This window comes from Fructobacillus evanidus, assembly GCF_963580165.1.
Lineage (GTDB): Bacteria > Bacillota > Bacilli > Lactobacillales > Lactobacillaceae > Fructobacillus > Fructobacillus evanidus.
Window position 1 is genome coordinate 1 of sequence record NZ_CAUZLM010000008.1, and the last position, 18,838, is coordinate 18,838.

At 44.4% G+C, this 18,838-nt stretch carries 19 protein-coding genes; 5 read left to right on the forward strand and 14 right to left on the reverse strand.

Annotation, left to right across the window (positions count from 1 at the left end; all coding sequences use genetic code 11):
• Positions 1–136: 136 nt before the first annotated feature.
• From tsf to AABI08_RS06515, 6 genes are all read right to left on the reverse strand, one after another.
• Positions 137–1,021 carry a translation elongation factor Ts gene (tsf, locus tag AABI08_RS06490; RefSeq protein WP_059393405.1) on the reverse strand — a complete coding sequence of 295 codons (885 nt, stop codon included), beginning with the start codon at positions 1,019–1,021 and terminating at the stop codon, positions 137–139.
• Positions 1,022–1,139: 118 nt separating this feature from the next.
• Positions 1,140–1,913 (reverse strand): 30S ribosomal protein S2, encoded by a 774-nt coding sequence (rpsB, locus tag AABI08_RS06495; RefSeq protein WP_047974475.1) that lies wholly within the window; start codon positions 1,911–1,913, stop codon positions 1,140–1,142.
• A gap of 222 nt (positions 1,914–2,135) precedes the next feature.
• Positions 2,136–2,963 carry an SPFH domain-containing protein gene (locus AABI08_RS06500; protein ID WP_338344414.1) on the reverse strand — a complete coding sequence of 276 codons (828 nt, stop codon included), beginning with the start codon at positions 2,961–2,963 and terminating at the stop codon, positions 2,136–2,138.
• Positions 2,964–3,019: 56 nt separating this feature from the next.
• Positions 3,020–3,217 carry a hypothetical protein gene (locus AABI08_RS06505; protein WP_338344412.1) on the reverse strand — a complete coding sequence of 66 codons (198 nt, stop codon included), beginning with the start codon at positions 3,215–3,217 and terminating at the stop codon, positions 3,020–3,022.
• 72 nt (positions 3,218–3,289) lie between these two features.
• Positions 3,290–3,586, reverse strand: a complete 297-nt coding sequence (locus tag AABI08_RS06510) for a GIY-YIG nuclease family protein (protein ID WP_338344411.1) — start codon at positions 3,584–3,586, stop codon at positions 3,290–3,292.
• 64 nt (positions 3,587–3,650) lie between these two features.
• A complete protein-coding gene (locus AABI08_RS06515; protein WP_338344410.1) occupies positions 3,651–4,415 on the reverse strand; it encodes a tRNA1(Val) (adenine(37)-N6)-methyltransferase in 765 nt (254 codons plus the stop codon).
• A 69-nt stretch (positions 4,416–4,484) separates the two neighbouring features.
• Between AABI08_RS06515 and AABI08_RS06520 the strand changes: the two genes are divergently transcribed.
• Entirely contained in the window at positions 4,485–5,120 is a 636-nt protein-coding gene (locus AABI08_RS06520; RefSeq protein ID WP_338344409.1) for a lysophospholipid acyltransferase family protein, read from the forward strand.
• A gap of 10 nt (positions 5,121–5,130) precedes the next feature.
• Here AABI08_RS06520 and AABI08_RS06525 read toward each other — a convergent pair whose 3' ends face one another.
• The gene (locus tag AABI08_RS06525) at positions 5,131–5,352 is read right to left on the reverse strand and encodes a YneF family protein (RefSeq protein WP_047974479.1); all 222 of its coding nucleotides are present in this window, start codon (positions 5,350–5,352) and stop codon (positions 5,131–5,133) included.
• A gap of 255 nt (positions 5,353–5,607) precedes the next feature.
• On the opposite strand from AABI08_RS06525, the gene lexA reads away from it, so the two are divergent.
• A complete protein-coding gene (gene lexA, locus AABI08_RS06530; RefSeq protein ID WP_168778247.1) occupies positions 5,608–6,243 on the forward strand; it encodes a transcriptional repressor LexA in 636 nt (211 codons plus the stop codon).
• 114 nt (positions 6,244–6,357) lie between these two features.
• Here the strand turns inward: lexA and AABI08_RS06535 are convergent, their stop codons facing one another.
• Both AABI08_RS06535 and thrC read right to left on the reverse strand, forming a co-directional pair.
• A complete protein-coding gene (locus AABI08_RS06535) occupies positions 6,358–7,449 on the reverse strand; it encodes an aspartate-semialdehyde dehydrogenase (RefSeq protein WP_338344407.1) in 1,092 nt (363 codons plus the stop codon).
• Positions 7,450–7,500: 51 nt separating this feature from the next.
• Entirely contained in the window at positions 7,501–8,964 is a 1,464-nt protein-coding gene (gene thrC / locus AABI08_RS06540; protein WP_338344406.1) for a threonine synthase, read from the reverse strand.
• A gap of 130 nt (positions 8,965–9,094) precedes the next feature.
• On the opposite strand from thrC, the gene AABI08_RS06545 reads away from it, so the two are divergent.
• From AABI08_RS06545 to AABI08_RS06555, 3 genes are read left to right on the forward strand one after another with little or no spacing between them, the layout of a single operon-like run.
• Positions 9,095–10,345 (forward strand): homoserine dehydrogenase, encoded by a 1,251-nt coding sequence (locus tag AABI08_RS06545; RefSeq protein WP_338344405.1) that lies wholly within the window; start codon positions 9,095–9,097, stop codon positions 10,343–10,345.
• Complete coding sequence (thrB, locus tag AABI08_RS06550) at positions 10,339–11,220, forward strand: homoserine kinase (RefSeq protein ID WP_338344404.1); 882 nt, start codon at positions 10,339–10,341, stop codon at positions 11,218–11,220. The genes AABI08_RS06545 and thrB overlap by 7 nt, the downstream gene beginning before the upstream one ends.
• A gap of 57 nt (positions 11,221–11,277) precedes the next feature.
• On the forward strand, positions 11,278–12,627 hold the full coding sequence (locus tag AABI08_RS06555; RefSeq protein ID WP_338344402.1) for an aspartate kinase: 1,350 nt from the start codon (positions 11,278–11,280) through the stop codon (positions 12,625–12,627).
• Positions 12,628–12,815: 188 nt separating this feature from the next.
• On the opposite strand, the gene AABI08_RS06560 is transcribed toward AABI08_RS06555, so the two are convergent.
• The 5 genes from AABI08_RS06560 to coaBC form a co-directional block, all read right to left on the reverse strand.
• Positions 12,816–13,172, reverse strand: coding sequence for a YlbF family regulator (locus tag AABI08_RS06560; protein WP_338344401.1), 357 nt, complete (start codon positions 13,170–13,172; stop codon positions 12,816–12,818).
• A gap of 49 nt (positions 13,173–13,221) precedes the next feature.
• The gene (locus AABI08_RS06565; protein ID WP_338344400.1) at positions 13,222–15,297 is read right to left on the reverse strand and encodes a PBP1A family penicillin-binding protein; all 2,076 of its coding nucleotides are present in this window, start codon (positions 15,295–15,297) and stop codon (positions 13,222–13,224) included.
• Positions 15,298–15,368: 71 nt separating this feature from the next.
• Positions 15,369–17,060, reverse strand: a complete 1,692-nt coding sequence (gene argS / locus AABI08_RS06570; RefSeq protein ID WP_338344398.1) for an arginine--tRNA ligase — start codon at positions 17,058–17,060, stop codon at positions 15,369–15,371.
• A 239-nt stretch (positions 17,061–17,299) separates the two neighbouring features.
• Complete coding sequence (locus AABI08_RS06575; RefSeq protein ID WP_252773868.1) at positions 17,300–17,554, reverse strand: hypothetical protein; 255 nt, start codon at positions 17,552–17,554, stop codon at positions 17,300–17,302.
• Positions 17,555–17,603: 49 nt separating this feature from the next.
• Positions 17,604–18,836 carry a bifunctional phosphopantothenoylcysteine decarboxylase/phosphopantothenate--cysteine ligase CoaBC gene (gene coaBC, locus AABI08_RS06580; protein ID WP_338344395.1) on the reverse strand — a complete coding sequence of 411 codons (1,233 nt, stop codon included), beginning with the start codon at positions 18,834–18,836 and terminating at the stop codon, positions 17,604–17,606.
• Between the last annotated feature and the right edge of the window lie 2 nt (positions 18,837–18,838).

Here is an 18,838-nt window from a genome sequence, read left to right on the forward strand (position 1 = left end):
CTATAGCATTGTTTTTTCCAAAGATAATAAATATTAACTTTGTCTTCTTTTGATAATTTAGACATAGTAAAACCCCGAAATTTGGTTGTCCAAATTTCGGGGTTCATATCAATTCTTGGATACTTTTTAAATGAACTTAGTTGTTGATTTGCTTAGCAACTTCTTCAGCCAAGTTTGTTGTTTGCTTTTCGATACCTTCACCAACTTGGTAACGAACGAATGACTTAACAGTCATGTCGTTTTGCTTAACGAAATCAGCAACCTTTTGGTCACCATTCTTAACAAAGTCTTGATCCAACAAAGTGATGTCAGCCAAGAACTTCTTGATCCGTCCTTCAACCATCTTTTCCTTGATGTTGTCAGGCTTACCATTCAAGTCTTCAGAAGCCAATTGAACTTCCTTTTCCTTGGCAACAACATCTGCAGGAACTTGGTCATCAGAAACGTACTGTGGAGCGATAGCGGCGATGTGCATGGCCACGTCACGGGCTGCTTCTTCATTTGAACCAGTCAAAACGGCCAAAGCAGAGATTGAACCACCCATGTGTGAGTATGCACCGAAGACTTCACCGTCAGTCTTTTCAGCAGTAGCGAAACGACGCAAAGTAATCTTTTCACCAGTAATCTGAGAAACGTTGATGATCTTGTCGTTAACAGTCCGGTCTTCTTCACCAGCAACTGGCAAAGCCAAAGCAGCTTCAACGTCTGCAGGTTGCTTTTCCAAGATTGTCTTAGTAACAGCAACTAACAAGTCATTAAATTCCTTGTTACCAGCAACGAAATCAGTTTCTGAGTTCAATTCGATGATGGCAGCCTTGTTGCCTTCAGTCATCACGTAAGTCATACCTTCGGCAGCAACACGGTCACCCTTCTTAGCGGCTTTTGCCATTCCTTTTTCACGCAACAAGTCGATTGCCTTTTCAATGTCGCCTTCAGCTTCAACCAAAGCCTTCTTGGCATCCATCATTCCAACAGATGTCTTATCACGTAATTCCTTCACTAACTTTGCAGTAACAGCCATGCAAATGCTCCTTTAGCTTCTTTATTATCTTTTAACAGTCTCTAGTATAGCATAGAAAAAGCCGTTCAGCGTCCCAAGCAGGTCCACCGGAACGGCAAATCAATAAACTAATTTCAACTTAGTTGTCTTTTTCAACGATTGTTGTGATTTCTTCGATTGATTCCGTGTTTTCGTCACCTTCGATGAAAGCATCTTCAGCAGCGTTGTCTTGACCTTGACGGCCTTCGATAACGGCATCAGCCATCTTAGCAGTGATCAAACGGATGGCACGGATAGCGTCATCGTTTGCAGGAATCTTAACATCAACATCGTCGGGATCGGCGTTTGTGTCAATCATAGCAACAACAGGAATGTTGAGCATGTTGGCTTCCTTAACAGCGATTTCTTCCTTCTTAGGATCAACAACAAACAAAACATCTGGCAAGTCTTGCATGTCTTCGATTCCACCCAAGAACTTTTCCAACTTTTCACGTTGCTTGTTCAACAAGACAACTTCCTTCTTAGGAAGTTGTTCGAAAGTACCGTCTTCGGCCATTGCCTTCAAGTCCTTCAAACGTTGAACACGTGTCTTGATTGTGTTCCAGTTAGTCAAAGTTCCACCCAACCAACGGTGGTTGATGTAGAATTGACCAGCACGTGTTGCTTCTTCAGCGATTGCATCAGATGCTTGCTTCTTAGTACCAACAAACAAGATGTTAGCACCATCAGCTGAAGCGTTACGAATAAAGTTGTAAGCTTCGTCGATCAACTTAACAGTCTTTTGCAAGTCGATGATGTGAATGCCGTTACGTTCCGTAAAGATGTATGGTGCCATCTTTGGGTTCCAACGACGAGTTTGGTGTCCAAAGTGAACCCCTGCTTCGAGGAGTTCCTTCATTGTAATAACTGCCATAGTGGCCTCCTAGGTTTAACCTCCGGTAAATTCTTGGTCCGCGCTGACAAATGATCAATCACTTGCACCTGCACGTTCTCGTTTACCGTGTGTATTTTCGTTGTATTCACAACAGGTACTAGTTTACTAAGGTTTTGACCGAAAAGCAAGGATTTTTCTGATTTTTAACTAGTGAAAATCAGTCCAAAGAAAAAGCCAACCACAACCGGCTGGCAAATATTCTTAATCTTGTTCTTTTGCTAATTCTTGACCTAAAGTTTTGGCCAAAATAGCACTTTGCCCAGTTTGGTCCAAATCAGCACCATTCGTGACAATCAAGTTGGCATCTGACTTAGCCAAAGCCTCGAAAGCATTAATCGACTGGTTATTGAAATAGTTTTGGTCTGCGTTCTTCAAAGCAGCCTGAACCTTATCAATCCGGTAACTTTCGGCATCCGCTTTTGTTCGCGTTGCCTCAGCGTTGGCCTTAGCAGTGGCAATCAAAGCTTCGTTATTAGCCTTTGCGCGCAATTCGATGGACTTGGCCTCACCTTCAGCTTGCGAAATAGCTGCCACTCGTTCTCGATCTGCCTTCAGTTGCGTATCCATTGAAGACTGGATAGCTGCACTGGGCTTCAATTCATCGATGTTAATCCGGTCAACATTAATACCATAGGTATTCGTTAAATCACCAATCGCTTCGGCCAAATCCTTGTTGATCTGACTCGTCGACCCCAAAGCTTCGTTCAATTCCATCCGACCAATGATGTCGCGCAAATGGCCTCGAACCAATTGTTGCATGGATTCAATCGAATTCGTGTTCTCATATGAATACTTCACAGGGTCTGTGATATGGAAGTTTAACGTCACCGTTGCCCCAATATCAGCGTTATCCTTGGTAATAACTGAATAACCAGCCAACTTCAGTGGCTGCAAGGCTAAGGAAACCGTCCTGATTTTTTGTACCAAAGGCAAACGAAAATTCAAACCCGTCTGCCGTGTCGAAGAATACTTACCCAATGTTTCCAAAAGGCCAACACTATTTTGTGGCACAATCTTAAAGGAAACCAGGGCCAAAACGATCACAACAATGATGACAATCACCAAAATCGACATAAATACCGTCCTTACTTTTTCTGGAGGATTAAGACGTTCCCCTCGGCACGCTTAATCACATAGGTTTCTTCAGGGACCACATTAGTCCCTGAAACTAAATCATAGTGATAAAAATTGCCAATAACCTTCACTAACTTCTCTCTTGGGTCGCAGTCTTTAAAAGACACTTGGCGCCCAATAACATTGTTTAATTCAAAAGTAGTAATCATTATTTGCCACCTTCAATTCAAATGATTTATCCCATTTTATCATGGATTAAGAGTCTCATAAAGTCCCTCTACCTATTTTTGCCAAATTGTCGAATCTACTTCTCGTTCTATTAGAAAGGCTTCTTTTTGTGGGCGGCTCAGGTGCTTAAATTTAGCCTCGGCCGAAAGGGCATCGTGTTTATTAGCAAATGTTTCTTGGTAAATCAGCTGTAATGGATGTCTGGACTTCACTCGAGTAAACTTGGCCCCCTTCCCCGCTTGATGGACCAAAAAACGTCGGTGGGCATCATCGGAAAACCCACCATAAAAATAACCGTCGGCCGTATAGAGCACATAAAAATCATAAGTTTTGTCATGATCATCCGTCATGATTCCCATCTCCCTCCTCGAAGGTTATCAAAACCCCCTCCTCGCGCAACCACCTGTAATTGACTTACAGCTGCCAAGGTTGCCCATACAAAATTTCTTGTACCTGGGGCGTGTATTCGTCGTTTGCTGTATAGGCAATAATTGGTGGCAAAATTCGAACGCCCCCCGGCTTACCCGCCTTAATCGCTTCGACCAAGACCATGTTGGCCTCACGGTCGGCCTTGCCGTACACAAATTGAATGCGTTTGACCGCTAATTTCCGGGCAGAAAGGGCAGACATAATGTCTTCTAACCGATCTGGCCGATGAACCAAGTAAAATTTACCGTTATTCTTTAACAGCTTATTGGCAACTTGCGCTAAACGGGGCAAATCGATGGCAATTTCATGCCGGGCCAGCTGATAATGCTCATCAAGGTTTTGCTTGGTCTTTTCATTCACGGAAAAATAAGGTGGGTTGGACAGAACAGTGTCCACTGAACCAGGCTTAATATCCGCAAAAATTTCCTGCATATCAGACTGAATCACGCTCACGCGGTCTTCCAAGTGGTTTAAAACGACCGAGCGTTGGGCCATTTCCGCTAAGTCTTGTTGCAGCTCAACTAATTTTACCTGGCCGGTAACCTTGGCGGCATAAAAGAGGCCAATCGCTCCCGTTCCTGCCCCTAAATCAACCGACAGGCCCCGTCCTTTTTGTTTAGGTTTGGCAAAATATGCCAAGAGCACGGCATCTAACGAGTACGAAAACATATCTGGATTTTGGATAATTTGAATCTGTTGTGATGGCAAGCCGTCAAGGCGCTCACCTGCTCGTAATTCTTCTGCTACCATGGTCTGTTGCAATATCTCCATAAACTAAGTAAAATTATTCTGTTAAGTCAATTAGAAAGGGACAAGCAGATGTTATTCTATCGCTTTATCCGGGTCTTTACAGTGACCTTTGTGGCCATTATTAATGGTCGCGTTACCTATCTTCACAAGGAGCGCCTACCAAAAAACGAAAACTACGTTTTGGTCGGACCACACCGTTCTTGGTGGGATCCCGTTTGGTATGCCATGGCGGCCTATCCAAAGCGCTTCATTTTTATGGCCAAGAAGGAGCTTTTCAAAAATCCTGCTTTGCGCGCCTTGATTACCACTTTGGGGGCCTTTCCAGTTGATCGGCGCAATGTCGGTACCGATACCATCAAATATCCCATCAACGAGTTAAAGAATGGCAATCGCTCACTTATTATGTTTCCAACCGGATCACGGCATTCTCAAAAGTTAAAATCAGGATCAATCCTGATTGCCAAGCTTTCAAAGAAGCCGATTGTTCCAGCAGTTTATCAAGGTCCCGTGAAGTTTTCACATCTATTTAAACGCAATAATACCACAATTAATTTTGGTGAACCAATTGTGATTGATCCTAAGGCCCGCTTGACGGACGAAAAAATTGCCGAATACAATCAAAAGATTCAAGAATCTTTTGATGCCTTGGACAAAGAAATCGATCCCAACTGGGTATACATCGATCCAAAAGCACAAAAAAAATAAGCCGTTTGGCTTATTTTTTTTGTGCTTTGGCATTTTGTGCCTTCATTTGAGCCATCATCTGATTCAACTTCTTTTGTGATGGCTTCTGGCCCATTGACATCATCATTGACTTCATCATTTCTTCTGAAATGGGTGGGTTCTTTGCCAAGTACGACTTCATCGTAAAGCGGGCCAAGAAGAATCCCCCAACCAAACCAACGACCAAAGCCAAAATTCCAACTAATACAACCATTATTGGTCTCCTTTAACTACGAAAATCTATAAGATATTATAGCATAAAGGCAAGCAAGACAGTATTTTTTTACAAAAACAGTGGAAAACAGGTCGATAACTCGAATAAAAAAATTTCTTTATCCACTATTTTAAATTTAATCCCCATTTTGTAATAAAATTTAATATTTCTTAAGGTTTTTTCGCGAACATTTGTTTGCTTTTCAGGTTAAAATTCGCTAAGATAAACGTAGCAAATACAGGTAGGAAAGTACATATGGCAAGTTCTGATTCAAAACAAATTCAAGTCTTGAGATTTATTCACGACTATCAAAGTAAAAATGGTTTCCCACCCACCATTCGTGAAATTGGTGAAGCAGTCGGCCTATCTTCCTCTTCAACCATCCACGGCCACATTGCCCGTTTGATTAAAAACGGCTACCTTGAGAAGAAGGGAGAAGGAACTAAGGCACGCGCTATTGAAGTGACACCAGCCGGTTTTGAAATCCTCGGAATTTCGGCCACTTCCGGTAAAATTCCAGTCCTAGGATTGGTCACAGCTGGCCAACCGATTTTAGCCGTCGAACAAGAAGCAACCGAGTTCTTCCCCATTCCAGAAAATCTGATTCCCTATGATGGTGACCTCTTTATGCTGAATGTTCGTGGTGAATCCATGATTAACATCGGTATTTTGGATGGCGACAAAGTAATCGTCCGTCGCCAACAAAATGCCGATAATGGCGATATCGTCGTTGCCATGAACGAGGACAACGAAGCCACTGTTAAGCGCTTCTTCCAAGAAGGTGGTCACTACCGCCTTCAACCGGAAAACGATACAATGGCCCCTATCATCTTGGAATCTGTTTCCATTTTGGGAAAAGTTGTTTCCCTTTACCGCGACGCGATTTACTAAAAACAAACTTGCCTAAAGCCCCCGACTACATTTTTGTAGTCGGGCTTTTTTTAATAGCAAAATAAGGGCACTAAAAAGCCACCAATGAATAAATTGGTGGCTTTTCAAAATTATTTATGCAAAAGTTGAGTCAGCTGGTACACGGACCAAGTCCATTTCAACCAATGTTTGGGCAATTTCAACTGTATTCCAGGCAGCACCCTTCAACAAGTTGTCTGAAACAACCCACAAGTGGAAGGCACCCGGATTTTCCAAATCAGGACGAATGCGGCCCACAAATGTTTCACGCTTACCTTCAGCCAAAAGAGGTTGTGGGTAAGTTTGTGTAGCTGGGTCATCCTCAATAATCACATTATCAACGGCACCGATTGCCTGACGAATCTGATCAGTTGTGACCTTCTCATCGCCAGTATCGATATAAACACTTTCACCGTGACCAATCATAACTGGCACACGAACAGCCGTACCAGTCACTTTGATGGCCTTAGCATTCTTGTCACCCAAGATAATCTTCTTCGTTTCGTGGATCATCTTGTATTCTTCGTGTGTGTAGCCTTCTTCTTCGAAGACATCAATCTGTGGCAACAAGTTAAAGGCTAATGGGAAATGCTTTTTATCACCCTTCACCGGTAGGACATGGGCCAATTCTGCCATGTCGTCACCCAACAAACGAGCCTGAGCTTCAGCCAAAACCTCATCCATTGCTGCCTTTCCAGCACCTGAAGCCGCCTGGTAAGTCGAAATAATCACCTGGTTCAAACCAAATTCTCGGTAAACTGGGTCAAGCGCCATCACCAATTGCGTCGTTGAGCAATTAGGATTGGCAATGATTCCTTGATGTTCCTTGAGAGCAGTGGCGTTGACTTCAGGTACAACTAGTGGCACCTGATCGTTCATTCGCCAGTATGAAGAGTTATCGACCACAACAGCACCAGCCTTAACAGCAGCCGGAGCCAAAGCCTTTGAGGTAGATCCACCGGCTGAGGCCAAAACAATATCAACACCTGCAAAGGAATCTTCAGTTGCTTCTTCGACCGTTAATTCTTGGTCCTTAAAGCTAATTTTTTGACCGGCTGAACGAGCAGAAGCTAAGGCCTTGACTTCACCAACCGGAATTGTTGACTGGGCCAACTGGTCCAAAATTCGACGTCCAACAGCACCCGTTGCACCGAGCACTGCTACATTATAGGCTGTCTTTGCTACCATAAAAAAATTCTCTCTTTCTTTTTAAATGACATAATAAACAACAGAAGAAAATTAGTCTGTCTTCAAGGCGCTTTCAATCTGCTTTTGAATATCAGCTGCCTGGATAAACGTCCGATGACGAACAGGTCGCTGGAACAAATCCTTCAATTGGTCAGGAATTTGTGTTTTGGTTGCTGCTGCCAAAGCAGTCAAGCCACCTTCACCACCAACAACTTCTTCGCCAAGTGCCTCAAGAACCGTTTGTGGGAACTTATAGGGGCTAGCAGTTGCGGCCAAAAGGGTCTGGTGACCATCGTCATGGTATTGATGAACCGCCACGGCCGTGTGCGGATCAATCAAATAACCAGAAGATAGGAACGTCTTTCGTATCGTTTCTTCTACCTGTTCTTGATTAGTCCAACCAGCAGAAAACTTCGCTAAACCAGATCTCGTTTTTTCTGCCAATTGATACTGGCCTTGACTTTGCAAGTCTGCCATATCTTTTTTGATCAAATCAGCATCCTGACCGCCAGCAAAGTACAAGAGACGCTCTAAGTTTGACGACACCAAAATATCCATAGCCGGCGCATTCGTCACCTTGAAGTCACGGTTTTTATTATATACCCCTGTTTGGAATAATTCTGTTAAAACATGATTTTCGTTCGAAGCGACCGTAAAATCAGCCACCGGCAAACCGATTTGACTAGCATAGTAGGCTGCTAACATGTTCCCAAAGTTACCAGTTGGGACAAGTACGTCAATTTCTTCACCAGGCTTAATCTGACCTTTTTCAATCAATTGGCCATAGCCGTAAAAATAATAGACGATTTGTGGAACCAAACGACCGATGTTAATTGAGTTCGCTGAAGAAATTTGAATATCTTCTTCCTTTAAAAAAGTAGCAAAATCAGAATCGCCCAAAAGACGCTTAACCGCCTGCTGGGCATCATCAAAGTTCCCTTCTATCCCGTAAACATAAGTATTTTTTCCGGGTTCAGAGACCATTTGCTGGCGCTGGATGTCCGAAACTCCAACCTGTGGGTACAAAACTGCAATTTTTGTACCAGGTACATCTGCAAATCCAGCCATTGCTGCAGTACCAGTATCACCGGAGGTCGCCGTTAAGATGGCAATCTCCTTATCAAGGCCTTCCTTCTTAGCCGCTGCAATCACTAAGTGAGGCAAGGCCTGAAGGGCAATATCTTTGAAGGCCAATGTCGGACCATGAAAAAGCTCCAAATAGTGCAAATTGTTCCCAGCATCTTTGACCGGCACAATTTTATCGGTATCCCATTGGCTACCATAAGCTGCCTGTACAACGGCTTGAATCTCTGCTTTTGTAAAATCAGGCAAAAAAGCAGCAAAAATTTCAGTCGCCAAATCCTGGTAGGATTGTTGACCGATGGTCTTTAAATCCAAGTTCAAAGTCGGCCACTGATTTGGCACGTACAAACCACCATCCGGTGCTAAGCCCTGGAGGATGGCCTGGGCGGCAGAAACAGCAGGGGCTTCTCCCCGGGTCGAGACATATTCCATGACGTACTCCTTCAATCTCATTGATTTCTAATGATATTATAACAAAAACATTCCTTTTTAGGCGGGAAAATGGTAAAGTTAATAGGAAATTATCCTTACTTGACAGTAAAAAACGATAGAAGGAGTCATCATGGAAGTTAAGATTGGCCTTTTTGGCTTAGGAACAGTTGGGATGGGCTTGTTAACCATCTTAGAGGAACAAAAAGAAAAAATCAGTGCAAATACTGGTTTAGACCTGACCGTAAAAACCGCGATGGTCTCTTCTTTAACCAAGGACCGCCCTGGTTTAGACCCCACCATCCAACTGACCACCGACCCAAAGGACATCTTAGATGATCCAGAAATTGATTTGGTTGTCGAAGTTGCCGGTGGTCCTGGCTCCGCTAAAAACTGGATTAAGTCCGCTTTGGCAAGTAAAAAGCCGGTTATTACAGCCAATAAGGACCTGATTGCGACCGCTGGAGAAGAACTCCTTGACTTAGCAAACAAAGCGCAGGTGCCCCTCTTATACGAAGCAGCCGTTGCCGGTGGGATTCCAATTATCGGTACCCTACGTGAATATTTCCGCACCGATACAATCCGCTCGTTAGCTGGGATTGTGAACGGCACAACCAACTATATGTTGACCCAAATGGCCGATAATGACCTTTCTTACGAAACTGCCCTAAAGCAAGCACAAGACTTAGGATTTGCCGAAGCGGACCCCACAAATGATGTCGCTGGCTACGATGCTGCTTACAAGGCCATCATCTTGGCCCGCCTGGTCTTTGGATTGGAAGCCAGATTAAAAGACATTCAAATTACCGGTATTCAGAAGATTACCGATGAGGATATCGCTGCCGTTAAAACACTTGGTGGCCAACTCAAGCTTCTTTTCCGCATCGATCAAATCAGTGCCGATTCAGTAGTCGTTATCGTTGCTCCCCAGGTTGTGCTACCACAATCGCCTCTGTCACAGGTTCACAATGAGAATAATGCTATTGCAGTAAACAGTGATAACCTTGGTCAAACGCTTTTCTATGGCCCTGGGGCTGGTGCACGCCCAACGGCCCAAGCCGTCTTAGCCGATATTTTGGCTGCCGCAACGGCACCAAAGGACGCTAAGCAACCGTTGCCAGAAAGGAAAATGACATTAGCTGGCGAACGAGCTCAAGCCTATTGCTGGATTCTGAATACAACTGGTGCAAACAGTGTCAGCCAAGACACCAAGGACGAACTCCGTTCGTTGATTGTTCGTCAAGCCAGCCACGAAAATAACCGTCTTGGCTCTCAGCTCGTCCTTTATACCAAAGAAATGTCCAAAGATCAGCATGACGCCCTTCTTGACGCCTTAACAACTAATCGGACATTAGCAAAGGAGTTTGTGATTTATCCATGCTAACCATCACTGTACCCGCAAGTTCTGCCAATCTTGGTCTTGGTTTTGATTGTCTTGGACTTGCATTAAACCTTAATTTAACCGTAACCGTTGGTCCAAAAACTGATACTTGGCAAGTGGATCACCCATTTGGCGCAGATATTCCAAACGATGAAACCAATCTCATTGTTCAAACTGCTCGACTCGTTGATCCAGATATTACACCCCACCAACTAATCGTTAAAAGTGACATTCCACTGGCTCGTGGTCTTGGGTCTTCCTCATCAGCATTAGTGGCCGGTCTTTTCTTGGGGCACTACTTAGTCGATCAAACGATTGATCGTCACCAAGTTCTGCAAGAAGCAGCAGCCCTTGAAGGCCACCCTGATAATGTGGCGCCAACTATTTTAGGTGGCCTACAATTAACAGACGATAACCAAAATGGCGTACAAGCCACTACCCTTCCACTACCAAAAAATTTGGTCGCGGTTACCTTTATTCCGGACTACCCATTAAAAACAGCGGAAGCAAGGGCAGCTTTGCCTGCAAACTTACCGCTCAAAACGGCCGTTCACCAAAGTCAACACCTTGCCAACTTGGTTGCCGCTTGCTACTTAGGTGACCAAAAGCGATTAATGGATTTAGTAGAAGAAGATCAAATGCATGAACCCTACCGGGCTGATTTAGCACCAGAATTTTTACAAATTCGTGCTTTAGCACACAGCCTTGACCTAGCCGGGACATACCTGTCGGGAGCTGGACCGACAGTTGTCTCAATAGTTGAACGAGGACACGCTGACCAGTTACTTGAAGCCATTAATGGTCTCAAGCTGAACGGCACAGCAACCATTTTAGCTGTCCAACACACCGGTGCCACCCTCACAGGTTCATTGGACTAAAGGCACACATTCTGTTTTGATTTATGAAAGGAGTGCCGATTTCTTACCGGCAGTATTATGAAAGTAACAAAATTCGGCGGTTCCTCTTTAGCAACTGGAGCCCAGTTTGAACGCGTCATCGATATTTTAAATCAGGACGAAAGCCGGCAGGTTATCGTGACCTCCGCCCCTGGTAAGGCAAAAGAATTTCCAATCAAAGTCACCGACCTCTTGATTCGCTATGCCAACGAAACTATCAACGATGAGGATGCTACTGAAACGGTCTTAGCGTTAAAGGAACGCTATCAGACCATTGCCGACCACTTTAACCTCGACCAAGAGGTTTTCCAAACGATTCCTGACCAAATTGACCAATTGGCAAATCATCATTATCGCTCTTACTCTTATTTGCGAGCTGCCTTTGCCGCCCATGGCGAGTATTTAAACGCGCAATTACTGACCTTGATTCTGCAAGCTAAAGGTGAAAAGGCAGTCTTCGTCGACCCAAAACAGCTTCATATGGAAACCGATGCAACAACCGCAACCCTAAATGAAAAAGCCACTTATCGAGACCTTGGCGCCTTTGAAATCAAAGATGATACCCGTTATATTTTTCCTGGTTTCTTTGGTTACAATGACCGTGGCGAGATGGTTACCTTTTCTCGTGGCGGTTCCGACATCACCGGTGCGATTTTAGCTCGTGGCTTAATGGCAGAAGTCTATGAAAACTTTACAGACGTCTCTGCTATTTACGCCGTCAACCCCCGGTTGGTCAGTCACCCAGCAGCTATTAAGAACATGTCTTATAGTGAAATGCGAGAATTATCTTACGCTGGCTTTGCCGTCTTCCACGATGAAGCCATCATCCCGGCTATTCAAGCTCAGGTACCAATTAACGTTAAAAATACCAATGACCCAACTGCTCCGGGTACTTGGATTGGCCCAGCCGAACAAAATAAACCGGAACGCCGTGTAACAGGAATTGCCGCTTCAGACAACTTCTGTGCCCTTTACCTGCACCGGTATCTGTTAAACAAGGAAATCGGCTTCACTATGCGTATTCTAAAGATTTTGGACCGGCATGGCGTTCCTTACGAACACATGCCTTCTGGAATTGATGACTTGACGATTATCTTCAACAAGAAGAGTCTCAATAAAGAACAAATCGAACAAATCCAAACAGATATTGAGCGGGAATTGTCGCCCGATACAATGGCTTGGCATGATGACTTTGCCATTATCATGGTTGTCGGTCAAGGAATGATTAACCGTGTTGGTGCCTTTACCGAAATCGTTACACCACTAAAGGACGCCGGTATTTCGTTGCAGATGGTGAACCAAGGTGCTTCTGAAATTTCAATTATGCTTGGTGTCGAATCCAAGGACGTTGATAACGCGGTCAAAGCCATTTATCACAACATCTTTTAAATCAAAATTAGCTTAGGCAAGACCATTGCACCACGATGGTCTTGCCTTTTTTTGCCCTCGGTCAAGTTAGACGGTTAAGGTTTGCAAATCACACAAAAAGAAGCCAAAACTTTTGGTAAGTTTGGCTTCTAATAGAAAAAAGCCGAACGGTTAAACCATTCAGCCTTTTTCTGATTTATTCGAACAAATTAAGCTTGTTGTACCTTGGCGTATGACTCAGACACAGGCTTTGTCACGATTTCGTTGATTTCACCCAACAACGTGTTCAAAATCTGTTCTGCGGCCATCAAGTCCTTAATCTTGTCGTTTTCTTGGACTTGCTTAGCGACAGCATCCCATTCCTTTTCTTGGTCAGGAGTAGGTTGTTGCTGTGCTTGCATCATTTGTTGCACAGTCATTTGGATTGCCTGGAATTGCTTAAACAAATCCTTCGCAGCATCATCGCCTTGAACTGCGTCAAAGGCAGTTTGCCATGACTTGTATTGATCAGTTTCGATCAAAACCTTAGCCATTTCGTTTGCGTTATCGTAAATGTTAACTGTCATTATTATCCCTTTCAAATGCAAATCGGAGTAGTGAAATCACTAATAATTACTATTTAAATGCTCCTGTAATAGTATCCCATACTTTAGCCGCACCAGCAACTGTGGTATTCACACCGTTACTAAAGTTATTTGCTGCGTTCGTGAACCAATTTGATGATGAAGATGATGAAGTATTAGTATTGCTAGTGTTCGTTTGACTAGCGTCTGAAACACTAAAGTTATCACCTGTCGTATTTGGTAAAATTTGACCCAATGAAGTCTTCACGAAGTAACCAATTGTCCCCATCAAGCCGATTGGTAGAGAACTCGTATTGTCGCCTTCCAAACCTTCCCAAGAAACTTGAACGATATCCTTGGTATAGGCCACAGCCCATGAATCCTTTGAGGAGTTCGCATTGTTTGAATCATTAGGATTTTCAGTAGTTCCAGTTTTACCGGCAATCTTATAACCAGATGGTGCTGCACCCGTTCCAGTTCCGCTGGTATAAGTACCAAGCATCATTTTTGTCATATTATCCGCAACTGATTTTGAAATCACTTGCTTTTGAGTTACCTTTGGCTGAGCCACAATCACCTTGCCAGAAGAATCAACAATTTTGGTAATATAGTGGGCTTGTGACATCGTTCCACCGTTTGCAAAAGCCGTATAGGCGGACGCCATTTGAGATGGTGACACACCAGTCGTCAAACCACCAAGGGCCAAAGCATAGTTTTTATCTGCATCAACCAGTGGCAAGCCAAACTTTTTACCAGAGTCCCAACCAACATTTACACCTAACTTATTCAGCAAATAAACAGCTGGAATATTGTAAGAATGCTCTAAGGCCACATACATTGGTACATCGGCCGTTTCGACATTCAGCGCATTATTTGGCGAATAATTATTCGTACCAAAGGTCATCTTCTTATTAGGTAACTTGGTATTGATACTGTAACCCGCTTCCAATGCTGGCGCATAAACAACCAAAGGCTTAATAATGGATCCGGGTTGCAATTGTGACTGAGTGGCACGGTTAAAGCCACGGAAAGTATGTTGGGTTTCACGGCCACCAATAACGGCTCGAACACCACCCGTCTTAGCATCTAAGACAATCGAAGCCGCCTGTGCCTGTGACTGATTTCCAAAGAGACTACTCTTCTGGAAATCATTTTGCATGTTTTCCTGGTCTTTTTGGTTCAGGGTTGTATAGATTTTATACCCCCGGTTCATGATGTCTTTTTCATCCAAACCGTACTTATTGACGGCTTCGTTCATCACGGCATCAAAGAACCATGGATAATGATACGATTCATCACCCGTATAGTTGTCATGCAGCACAATGTCAGTTGCCTGAGCAGTCTTTTCCTGCTCCTTAGTCAGCTTCTTGTTTTCATACATTGTTTGCAAAACCAAATTTCTTCGAGCCTTCGATCGGTCTGGATTATCAATTGGGTTAAATCCAGATGGATTCGTCAGCATACCGGCCAAAGTAGCTGCCTGTTCGGTTGTCAAGTCCTTGGCGTGAACACCAAAGTACTTCTCTGAAGCATCTTCAACCCCCCAAACACCATGACCAAACCATGCATTATTCAGGTACATCGTCAAAATCTGATTTTTCGCATAAACCTGTTCAACTTGCATGGACAAGAAAATTTCTTTGGCTTTTCGAGTAAAGGTTTGCTCTTGAGTCAAATAGGCATTTTTTACCAGTTGCTGAGTAATCGTTGACCCACCACCAGAGATAACATGTGAACCGGTCAAGCGGTTACGAACAAACAAGTATGCTGCTCGACCAAGGCCAGAAACGGAGAACCCGTGTTCCTTATAAAAGTTACGATCTTCAATCGACAAAACGGCATCGCGCATGTTCTGTGAAATCTGATCATATTTAACATACGTACCCTTTTGCGAGTACAACGACCCAGCGTAGTTATTCGAACTATCGTAGATATTCGTCGTTTGTGACAGTGATGATTCCAGTTTCTGTACGTGCGTCGTCTTGGCCATCGTCACTAAGTAGACTGAGGTCACTAAGAACAGCGACATAAAAATCAGAATCAGAAGTCGACCGATTTGATAGCGATTCCAAGTCGGGGCCGTTCGTTTCCAAAAGGCTGTATTTTTAAGTGAAAATTTTGCTTTCATCCGTTTTCCTTTAACCAACAGGGCTCATGCCTGCCGCATAACGCACAGGTGGTCACCGATAAAAAGAGTTTTTACATTTCCTTTGGTGCTTGCACACCAAGAATTGAGAGTGCAATTGTCAAAGTCGTGGATACGGCCTTCACCAAAGCGAGACGACCATTCAAGTTTTCATCTTCTGCCAAAATCTTAGAATTAGCATAGTACTTATTGAATGAGCGAGCCAGCGTTAATGCATATTTAGCAATCACTGATGGTTCGCGGTGGTCAAAAGCCCGCGCAACAGTATCAGGGAAATTCGCCAAAGTTGTCACAATGTCCCATGTTTGTGAATCATCGAGACTGATTTGCCCTTCGTCAACCACAACGCCAGCTTTCCGAAGGATTGATTGAGCCCGTGCATTCGTATACTGCACGTATGGTCCGGTATCCCCTTCAAAGCGAACGACTTCGCCAAGGTTAAAGTCAAAGTTGTTGGTCCGGTCATTCATCAAATCGTGGAAGACCACCGCTCCAGCACCGACTTCTTCGGCAACCTGGTCTTTATTGGCCAAATCAGGATTTTTTTCGTTAATTTGTGAAAGAGCCAGCTCGTGGGCATCATCCAAAACATCCTTCAACAAGACAACGTCACCCTTACGAGTTGACATCTTCTTACCGTTAAAGGTAATCAAACCAAAGGAAATGTGTTCAACATCGTCCGCCCATGGTAATCCAAGCAAAGTCAAAACAGCCTTTAATTGCACAAAGTGCTCACGCTGTTCGCCACCAACGACATACAAAGACTTCGCAAAATCATAAGTTTCCTTACGGTAAATGGCCGCTGCCAAATCACGAGTCATGTACAAAGTAGCACCATCAGTTCGCTTAATCATCGCTGGGGTCAAGTTCTCATTGATTGAGGACAAGTCAACGATTTGCGCCCCTTGTGATTCCTGCAAGAGGTTCTTTGCTTCCAACATATCAACGACCTTATCCATCTTGTCGTTGTAGAAAGCTTCCCCATTAAAGGAATCAAATTCGATGCCCAAGCGGTCATAAATTTCCGTAAATTCCTTCAATGATTCCTCACGGAACCAGGCCCATAAGCGCTTCGCCTCTGGGTCGCCATCTTCAAGCTTTTTAAACCAAGCACGACCCTCATCATCCAATGATGGGTCTTTCTTCGCCTTATCGTGGAATTCCACATAGTACTTCAAGAGAGTGGCAATTGGGTCGGCCTTAACTTCTTCTTCCGATCCCCATGTCTTATAAGCGTAAATCAGCTTACCAAACTGGGTTCCCCAGTCACCAAGATGGTTAATTTTAACTGGCTGGTAACCGTTTTCTTCAGCTAAGTTCGCCAAAGCATTGCCAATCACTGTTGAACGCAAGTGTCCCATTGACATTGGCTTAGCAATGTTTGGTGATGACATATCCAAAGCGATGTTTCGCCCCTGACCTCGGTCATTCTTTCCGTATTGGTCGCCAGCCGTCAAAACAGCAGTCAATGTCTCTTGTGTCATCGCCTTCTTATCCAAGAAGAAGTTGATGTAAGGGCCGGTTGCGACAACCTTTTCAAAGCCACTTTGGTCGATTTGTTCGACAAGGTCGGCTGCAATTTGCTGTGGGGCCTTCTTTAAGACCTTTGCCAAAGTAAAAGTTGGAAAGGCCAAGTCACCCATCTTAGTATCCTTGGGCGCTTCCACCTTGCTTGCGATTTCTTCAGCTGTCATGTCAGGTAGGACCGCCTGTAAGGCGGAAGTCACTGCTTGATTCGTTGCCATTGTATTATCCTTTTATTAAAAATTTCACTATCTTGCAAAAGAGGACTCGTCTCTTATTAACCAAAGAGACGAGCCCTGCCCGCGGTACCACTCTAATAGCCTTAATGGCCACTTTGTTATCAAATTCTGAGCAGAAAAAGCCGCGCGGGCCAGGGCCAGCCCTTAACTCACACTAACGTTAAGGTCACTGCAAAGCTGGGCACCTGCCTTCTATCTTTTTCAATTACAACCAGGATGTCTTATTCAGACTTTTTGTCCTGGGGTGCTGCCTTGATGACTTCCACATCGGCCATTCGAACAACAGCGCGGTGGTTCATTTCATTGACGGCTGGTTGGTCGGCTGGATCATTTTCGATGATTTCGACCAACAATGCATTTTCGTAAACCTTTTCAACCTTACCGGTAAAGGGGTTTTCCAGATTTCCGTATGCTGGGGCGAGCAACTCATCCCCCACGTGATACTTGGATTCTTGCTTTTCGTCTTCCTTGCTCATCACAGCCTCCTGCTTACTTTCATATAGGTCACTATTATACCATAAAGTTTTAAGATGTTAGTAAATCAGCTACCAGAGCGATAATGTCTTCAGCAACTTCTGTCTTCAATTTGGCCGCTACCTGGATTGGCTCTTGGTCAGCGGTGACCAACGTCACCTTGTTTGTATCCTTGTTAAAGCCAGCGCCTTCCTCTAAAACATTATTCGCCACAATCAAATCGGCATGCTTTTTGACTAATTTTGCCTGGGCATTTTCGACCAGGTTTTCGGTTTCGGCCGCAAAACCAACGACAACCTGTCTTGGCTTTTTCGCCTCGCCAACGGTCTTTAAGATGTCGGGATTTTGCACCAAATCTAAAATCATGTGCTCATCACCGTGCTTCTTAACCTTGTGATCAGCTACTTCAGCAACCCGGAAATCAGATACCGCCGCAGCGCCGATATAAACATCAGCTGTGGCCATTTCTTTTTGAACGGCTGCCAACATCTCTCTCGTATCACCAACCAAAATAACCTGAATAGCTGGGCTTACCTGTCGTGAGGTGGCCGCGACCAATGTGACGGTTGCACCGGCTGCACGGGCAGCTTCGGCTAAGGCATAACCCATTTTACCAGAAGACTTATTGGTCAAATAGCGCACTGGATCGATTGGTTCTCGCGTTCCACCCGCAGTAATTACAACTTTTTTGCCGGCTAAGGGCTTCTCTTCGAAAACAGCATCTTGGAAGTTGTCAGAGTGTAAATCAGCAATATCTGTCACGATTTCAGTCGGTTCTACCATTCTGCCCTTGGCTTCATAGCCTTCGGCCAAAAAACCACTAGCTGGTCCGATAAAGTCATAACCATCTATTTTCAGCTGATTTACATTACGCTGCACCGCGGGATTACTCCACATCACGTCATTCATCGCGGGTACAGCCACCTTGTGGGCTGCACTAGCCATGACCGTTGCCGTTAACACGTTGTCGGCCAGTCCCAAAGCTAATTTAGCCAGGGTATTGGCCGTCAAAGGTGCCAGCACAATCAAGTCAGCCCACTTCGCTAAGTGAACGTGGTCAACAGCGCTGCTAGGTCCTTGCCAACTCACATCAGTCAAAACGGGATGCGTCGAAAGCACCGCCAAAGTCTTGGCTGGTAAAAATTCTTGGGCCACATCCGTCATCACCACTTTCACATTGGCCCCAGCCTTAATCAACAGACGCGTTAATTCGGCTGCCTTATAGGCTGCGACACCGCCCGTTACGGCTAAAAGGACGTTTTTATCTTGGTAAAAAGCTGTCATGG